This window comes from Microbacterium sp. P2_F9 (genome assembly GCF_056403635.1).
This window is the reverse complement of record NZ_JBFUFC010000222.1, coordinates 1-5776: the sequence shown is the minus strand read 5'-3', so window position 1 is coordinate 5776 and position 5776 is coordinate 1. Positions and strand designations below refer to the sequence as shown.

Annotated in this window: 4 protein-coding genes and 1 tRNA gene; all 5 read left to right on the top strand. The window is 70.2% G+C overall.

The features are described 5' to 3' along the window. Nucleotides 1-16 precede the first annotated feature (16 nt). Nucleotides 17-1297 carry a S8 family serine peptidase gene (locus AC1DVT_RS17360; RefSeq protein ID WP_477390328.1) on the top strand — a complete coding sequence of 427 codons (1281 nt, stop codon included), beginning with the start codon at nucleotides 17-19 and terminating at the stop codon, nucleotides 1295-1297. 46 nt (nucleotides 1298-1343) lie between these two features. Next, nucleotides 1344-2762 carry an NAD(P)/FAD-dependent oxidoreductase gene (locus AC1DVT_RS17355; RefSeq protein ID WP_477390326.1) on the top strand — a complete coding sequence of 473 codons (1419 nt, stop codon included), beginning with the start codon at nucleotides 1344-1346 and terminating at the stop codon, nucleotides 2760-2762. A gap of 50 nt (nucleotides 2763-2812) precedes the next feature. Then, nucleotides 2813-4156 carry a non-hydrolyzing UDP-N-acetylglucosamine 2-epimerase gene (gene wecB / locus AC1DVT_RS17350; RefSeq protein WP_477390324.1) on the top strand — a complete coding sequence of 448 codons (1344 nt, stop codon included), beginning with the start codon at nucleotides 2813-2815 and terminating at the stop codon, nucleotides 4154-4156. Further along, nucleotides 4156-5514: a glycosyltransferase family 2 protein gene (locus tag AC1DVT_RS17345; protein ID WP_477390322.1), complete on the top strand. Its 1359-nt coding sequence runs from the start codon at nucleotides 4156-4158 to the stop codon at nucleotides 5512-5514. Before wecB ends, AC1DVT_RS17345 begins: the two co-directional genes overlap by 1 nt. 30 nt (nucleotides 5515-5544) lie before the next feature. Beyond that, a tRNA-Leu gene (locus tag AC1DVT_RS17340) sits at nucleotides 5545-5618 on the top strand. Nucleotides 5619-5776: the final 158 nt, after the last annotated feature.

Below are 5776 nucleotides of genomic sequence, written 5' to 3'. Positions count from 1 at the left end.
GACGCGCAGCTCACGTCTGGCCGGGGCCGGACGGATCGTCGCGATCGCGGCGCTGCTGGGCGCGCTCGTCGGTGCGCCGGCAGCGGCTGTGGCTGCTGAGGTCGACCCGGAGGGCGACCCGGTGCGAGCCGCCGAGTACTGGCTCGACGAATACGGCATCCGCACCGCCTGGACGACGACGAAGGGCGCGGGAGTGCGCATCGCCGTGATCGACACCGGCATCGGGCGCGTGCCCGAGCTCGACTCCGCGGTGGTGGGAGGCACGGATGTCTCGGGTCAGGGGTCCTSCGATGGCCGGACGGCGGTCGGCGCGGTGGACGGCAACCACGGCAGCTGGGTGGCCTCGCTCGCGGCGGCGCGGGGCACCAGCCCGGACACCGGGATGATCGGCGTCGCGCCGGAGGCCGAGCTGCTCTCGATCTCGGTCGCCTTCGGCTCCTCGGCGTCCGTCCCGTTCGCTGAGCAGATCGCGCAGGCGATGCACTGGGCCGTCGATCACGGCGCCGACGTCATCAACCTGTCGCTCACCACGAACACGCCGGCCTGGGATGAGAGCTGGGACGACGCGTTTCTCTACGCCTTCGACCACGACGTCGTCGTGGTCGTCGCCGCGGGCAACCGGGGGAGCGGCACCACGCGCGTCGGCGCCCCCGCCACCATCCCCGGCGTGCTGACCGTCGCCGGGGTCGACCCGCAGGGCAAGGCGAGTCTCGAGGCGTCCACGCAGGGGATCACCATCGGCGTCTCCGCGCCGAGCGAGAACCTCGTCGGCGTCTCGGCGGACGGTAGTCTCGTGCTCTGGGACGGCACCAGCGGCGCCGCGCCCATCGTGGCCGGCATCGCGGCCCTCGTGCGGTCCGCGCATCCGGACCTGGACGCGGCGAATGTCATCAACCGCATCATCCGCACGGCGCATCCCGCGGCCGACGAGACCGCGGTGCCCGATCCGCTGTACGGCTACGGACTGGTGGATGCCGGTGCCGCCGTCTCCGCGGGCATTCCGCTGGTCACGGCCAACCCGATGGGCAGTCTCGAAGACTGGATCCGCACCTATCGGCGGGCCGACGCAGCCCCGGTGCCGCAACCTCAGGCGGGTCCGGTGAAGATCGATCAGCTCCCTACGGTGGAGACGGTGACGCGTGCGGCTTCCCCGCTGCTGCCGACGGTGAACACGCTCCTGTACGGCACGCTTCCAGCGTCCGGGGCGACCGTCACCGCTATACTGGTAGCGCTCGGTATCACCGCTGCTGTCCGACGCATCCGAATGGCGCGCTCTTCCCGCACGCCGAGCCGCTGATCTCCGAGGAGTTCCTCTCACCGTGTCCCGCACCGCGAACAGCACTGTGCCCAAGATCCTCATCGTCGGTGGAGGCTACGCCGGCTTCTACACCGCCTGGAAGCTCGAGAAGCACCTCCGCAAGGGCGAGGCCGAGGTCATGGTCGTCGACCCCCTGCCGTACATGACCTATCAGCCGTTCCTCCCCGAGGTGGCTGCCGGATCGATCGAGGCCCGTCACTCGGTGGTTGCGCTGCGCCGCCACCTCAAGCGGACGACGGTCATCGCCGCGAAGGTCACCGGCATCAACCACGCGAACCGCGTCGCGACCATCACCCCCGAGCGGGGCGAGCCGTGGGAGCAGTCCTACGACCAGATCGTCGTCACCGCCGGTGCCGTATCGCGCACGTTCCCGATCCCGGGCATCGCCGACAACGCGATCGGGCTCAAGACCATCGAAGAGGCCGTCGCGATCCGCGACCGCCTCATGTCGAACTTCGACCTCGCGTCGACCCTTCCGGCTGGTCCGGAGCGCGACCGTCTGCTCACGGTCGTCGTGGTCGGTGGCGGGTTCGCCGGCATCGAGGTGTTYGCCGAGCTCCGCTCGCTGGCCTCGTCGCTGGTGAAGGACTACCCGCAGCTCACGTTCGACGACACCCACTTCCACCTCATCGAGGCGATGAGCCGCATCATGCCCGAGGTGTCGCTGAAGACCAGCGAGTGGGTGCTCGCCAACCTCGCCAAGCGCGGCGCGTACGTGCACCTCGAGACGCAGGTCACCGGAGCCGTGGACGGCAACATCGAGCTGTCGACCGGTGAGGTGCTCCCGAGCGATCTCATCATCTGGACGGCCGGCGTCATGGCCAACCCCACGGTGGTGCGCGGCGGCGACCTTCCGGTCGAGGAGCGCGGTCGCATCCGCACCCGCCCCGACCTGCGCGTCGGCACCGACGAGGAGATCGTCGAGGGTGCGTGGGCTGCCGGCGACGTCTCCGCCGTCCCCGACCTGTCCGGCGGCGGCGTCGGCGGCTACTGCGTGCCCAACGCGCAGCACGCGGTGCGCCAGGCCAAGCTGCTCGCGCGCAACCTCGTCGCCGTCCTGCGGGGCGAGCTGCCCCGCGAGTACCACCACAAGAACCTCGGCGCGGTCGCCGGCCTGGGCCTTGGCATCGGCGTCTTCCAGTCCGGCAAGTTCGCGCTCAAGGGTCTTCCCGCGTGGGTCGCCCACCGCGGCTATCACGGCATGGCGATGCCCTCGTGGGAGCGCAAGTGGCGCGTGCTGTGGGGCTGGTGGCACAACCTCTGGCTCGGTCGCGACCTCGTGAACCTTCAGACGGTGCAGAGCCCGCGCTACGTCTTCGAGGAGTTCGCGGCGCGTCCGCGTCCCCAGCAGCCCGTGGCGGCGCCGGTCGAGGCGAAGCCCGACTCCAAGGCCGCAGCGAAGCCCGCAGCGAAGCCCGAGCCCGCGGCGGTCGCCTCGAAGTAGCCCGGGCGGCGCGCCGTCGCCGGTGGGTTCCGCACCGCTATCGTGGCGGCATGGAACCCGTTCGGGCGAACGCCCTCTTCGTGATCGGCACTCGCCCTGAGGCCATCAAGATGATGCCGCTGATCCGGGCGTTCCAGGACAGTCCGCGGGTACGCCCTGTCGTGGTGTCGACCGGTCAGCACGCGGAGCTGGTGGAGGATGTGCTCGCCCTGGCCGGCACACGGCCGGACATCACGCTGACCCTGTCGCCGACCCGACGATCGCTCAACGACCTGTTCGCCGAGGTGATGCTCGGCCTGGAAGGGTTCGTCCGCGAGCGCTTCGGCGAGCCTCGGCCGCCCTCTGAGACGGTCTCCGGCGACGGGTACCCCGGGGCCTGCTTCGTGCACGGCGACACCACGAGCGCCGCGGCATCCGCCCTCGCGGCGTTCCACCTCCGGCTCCCGGTGATCCATGTCGAGGCGGGACTGCGCACCTCCAACACGCTCTCGCCGTTCCCGGAGGAGCTGAACCGGCAGCTGATCAGCCGCATCGCCGCCTGGCACCTCGCGCCCACCACCCAGAACAAGGAGAACCTCGTCCGCGAGGGCATCCCGTTCGGCCGCATCTACGTCACGGGCAACACCGGGATCGACGCCCTGCAGTTCGCCGCCACGCTCGAGGCCCCGTTCGGCGACCCGCAGCTCGACGACCTGGAGACCGATTCGTCCACGCCGCTGATCGTGGTCACCGCCCATCGCCGTGAGAACTGGGGCAAGCCGCTCGCTCGCATCGCCAAGGCGGTGCACCGCCTGGCCGGCCTGTATCCCGCTGTGCGATTCGTCGTGGTGCTGCATCCGAATCCCGCCGTGGCCGCGGTGCTCCATGAGCGCCTCGACGGTGTCGCCAACGTGTCCCTCGTCGGCCCGATGGGCTACACCGCGTTCGCCCGGCTGCTGCGCCGTGCCGCGGTGGTGCTGACCGACTCGGGCGGCATCCAGGAGGAGGCACCCTCCCTCGGGACGCCGGTGCTCGTGCTGCGGGACACGACCGAACGCCAGGAGGGCGTTACAGCCGGAACCCTCGAGCTCGTCGGCACGGAGGTGGAGGTCATCGTAAGCGCCGCGCAGCGGCTGCTGGAGGACCACCGGGAGTATGAGCGTCGACAGCGCCGGACCAATCCCTATGGGGATGGGCGAGCATCCGAGCGGATCGTGGCGGCGACCCTGCACGTGCTGGACAACACGCCGCCGCCTTCCCCGTTCGGACCGGGGTTCGATCGCGCCGAGGTGCTCGCCGCGGGCGGCGCAGAAGACCCGATCGAGCGGATCGAGCTCGTCCGGGAGGACGACACTGCCTCGCTCACCCTTCCGATCCCGATCCACCGCGCGTCCGACGGAGCGCAGGAGGGGTGATGGACTTCGTCGGCCAGCTCTACCCCGGGGTCCCCACCTGGGCGCAGGTGCTGTTCACCGTGGCCCTCGTCGTCGCGCTGGGCTCGTTCATCTCGGTCATCACGCTGGTGGTGCTGTCCGCACGATTCCGCAGGCTGGTGCGTCGCGCGGAGGGCGCCGAAGCCGCCCATCCGATCGACGAGAGCGAATTCGTGTGGGTGTTCCTGGTGCCCGCGCTCAATGAGGAGGTGACGATCGCCGACGCCGTCGCGCGCCTCCAGGCCACCCGCGCCGCGCGCTCGATCATCCTCGTCATCGACGACGGCTCGGAGGACGCGACCCCCGAGATCCTCGCCTCCATCGATGATCCGCGCCTGCAGGTCCTCACCCGCAGAGCGCCGGATTCCCGGCAGGGCAAGGCGGCTGCGCTCAACGCGGCGTATCGCGAGCTCGAGACCCTGCTGGCCTCGCCGGAGCTCGCCGGCGTCCCGCGCGACCGTGTCGTGGTGGGTGTGATCGACGCGGATGGGCGGCTCGATCCGGACAGTCCCGCGCAGGTCGTCCGGCACTTCGTCCGGCCGAACGTCGGGGGAGTGCAGGTCCTGGTGCGGATCTACAACCGCCGCGGATTCCTCACCTGGGCGCAGGATGTCGAATTCACGACCTTCGGCCTGATCTTCCAGGCCGGGCGCGCCTGGTGGGGAACGGCCAACATGGGCGGCAACGGCCAGTTCACCCGATTGAGCGCTCTGGATGCCGTGGCCGACGACCAGGCGGGCGGTCCGTGGCGGGACCGACTCACCGAAGACCAGGATCTGGGCGTCCGCATGATTCAGGCGGGCTGGGCCGGCGAGCAGGACAACGACGCGACGATCGATCAGCAGGGCCTGAACTCGCTCCGCCGCCTGTACCGCCAGCGGGTGCGCTGGGCGCAGGGCAACTGGCAGGCGCTGACCCTCCTGCGCGGCACAGGCCAGGCGCGCACCTCGATCCTCGGTCACATCGATGCCGTCTGGTACCTGCTGACCCCGCCGCTTCAGCTCACGGTCGGCGTCGGGTTCGCGGTGTCGATCATCCTCGATCTGGTCGATGACGTGGGCTACCAGCCGCCCTATCTCCTCACCGCGATCTTCTTCGCCTCGATCGCGTTCGGGCCAGGCCTCGTGGCCCTCATCCTCCGCGGCGGACGATGGTTCTCGGTGTTCACCGCGCTCGTGCTCGTGATCCCCTACACGATCTACTCCTGGATGGTCTTCCCCGTGCTGTTCGTCTCGCTAGTGCGCCAGCTCGCCGGCCGCACGAGCTGGACGAAGACCGCGCGCGAACCGCTTGGCGATGACGTCGCGGATGCCGAAACCGGCGCTGCGCCACCCGGATAGTGTGAAGGTGCTCCGACGACACCGTGGGACGCCCCCGTAGCCCAACCGGCAGAGGCAAGCGACTTAAAATCGCCGCAGTCTGGGTTCGAATCCCAGCGGGGGCACGCGTCGGGAACACCCAGGCGCGGCCCGTAGGCTTGTCGTGGTGCGCGCCGACGGCGGCGCGCCAGAAGGAATATCCCGATGACCCTCGATCTGCTGGCGGCACCCGAATCCGCCCAGAATTCGCCCTGGTCGCACCCCGCGACCTACTGGGGTGCGC

Bases quoted from the DNA above. Each gene is read 5' to 3' on its own strand.
- wecB (WP_477390324.1), top strand. From the start codon at position 2,813: ATGGAACCCGTTCGGGCGAACGCCCTCTTCGTGATCGGCACTCGCCCT.
- AC1DVT_RS17345 (WP_477390322.1), top strand. From the start codon at position 4,156: ATGGACTTCGTCGGCCAGCTCTACCCCGGGGTCCCCACCTGGGCGCAG.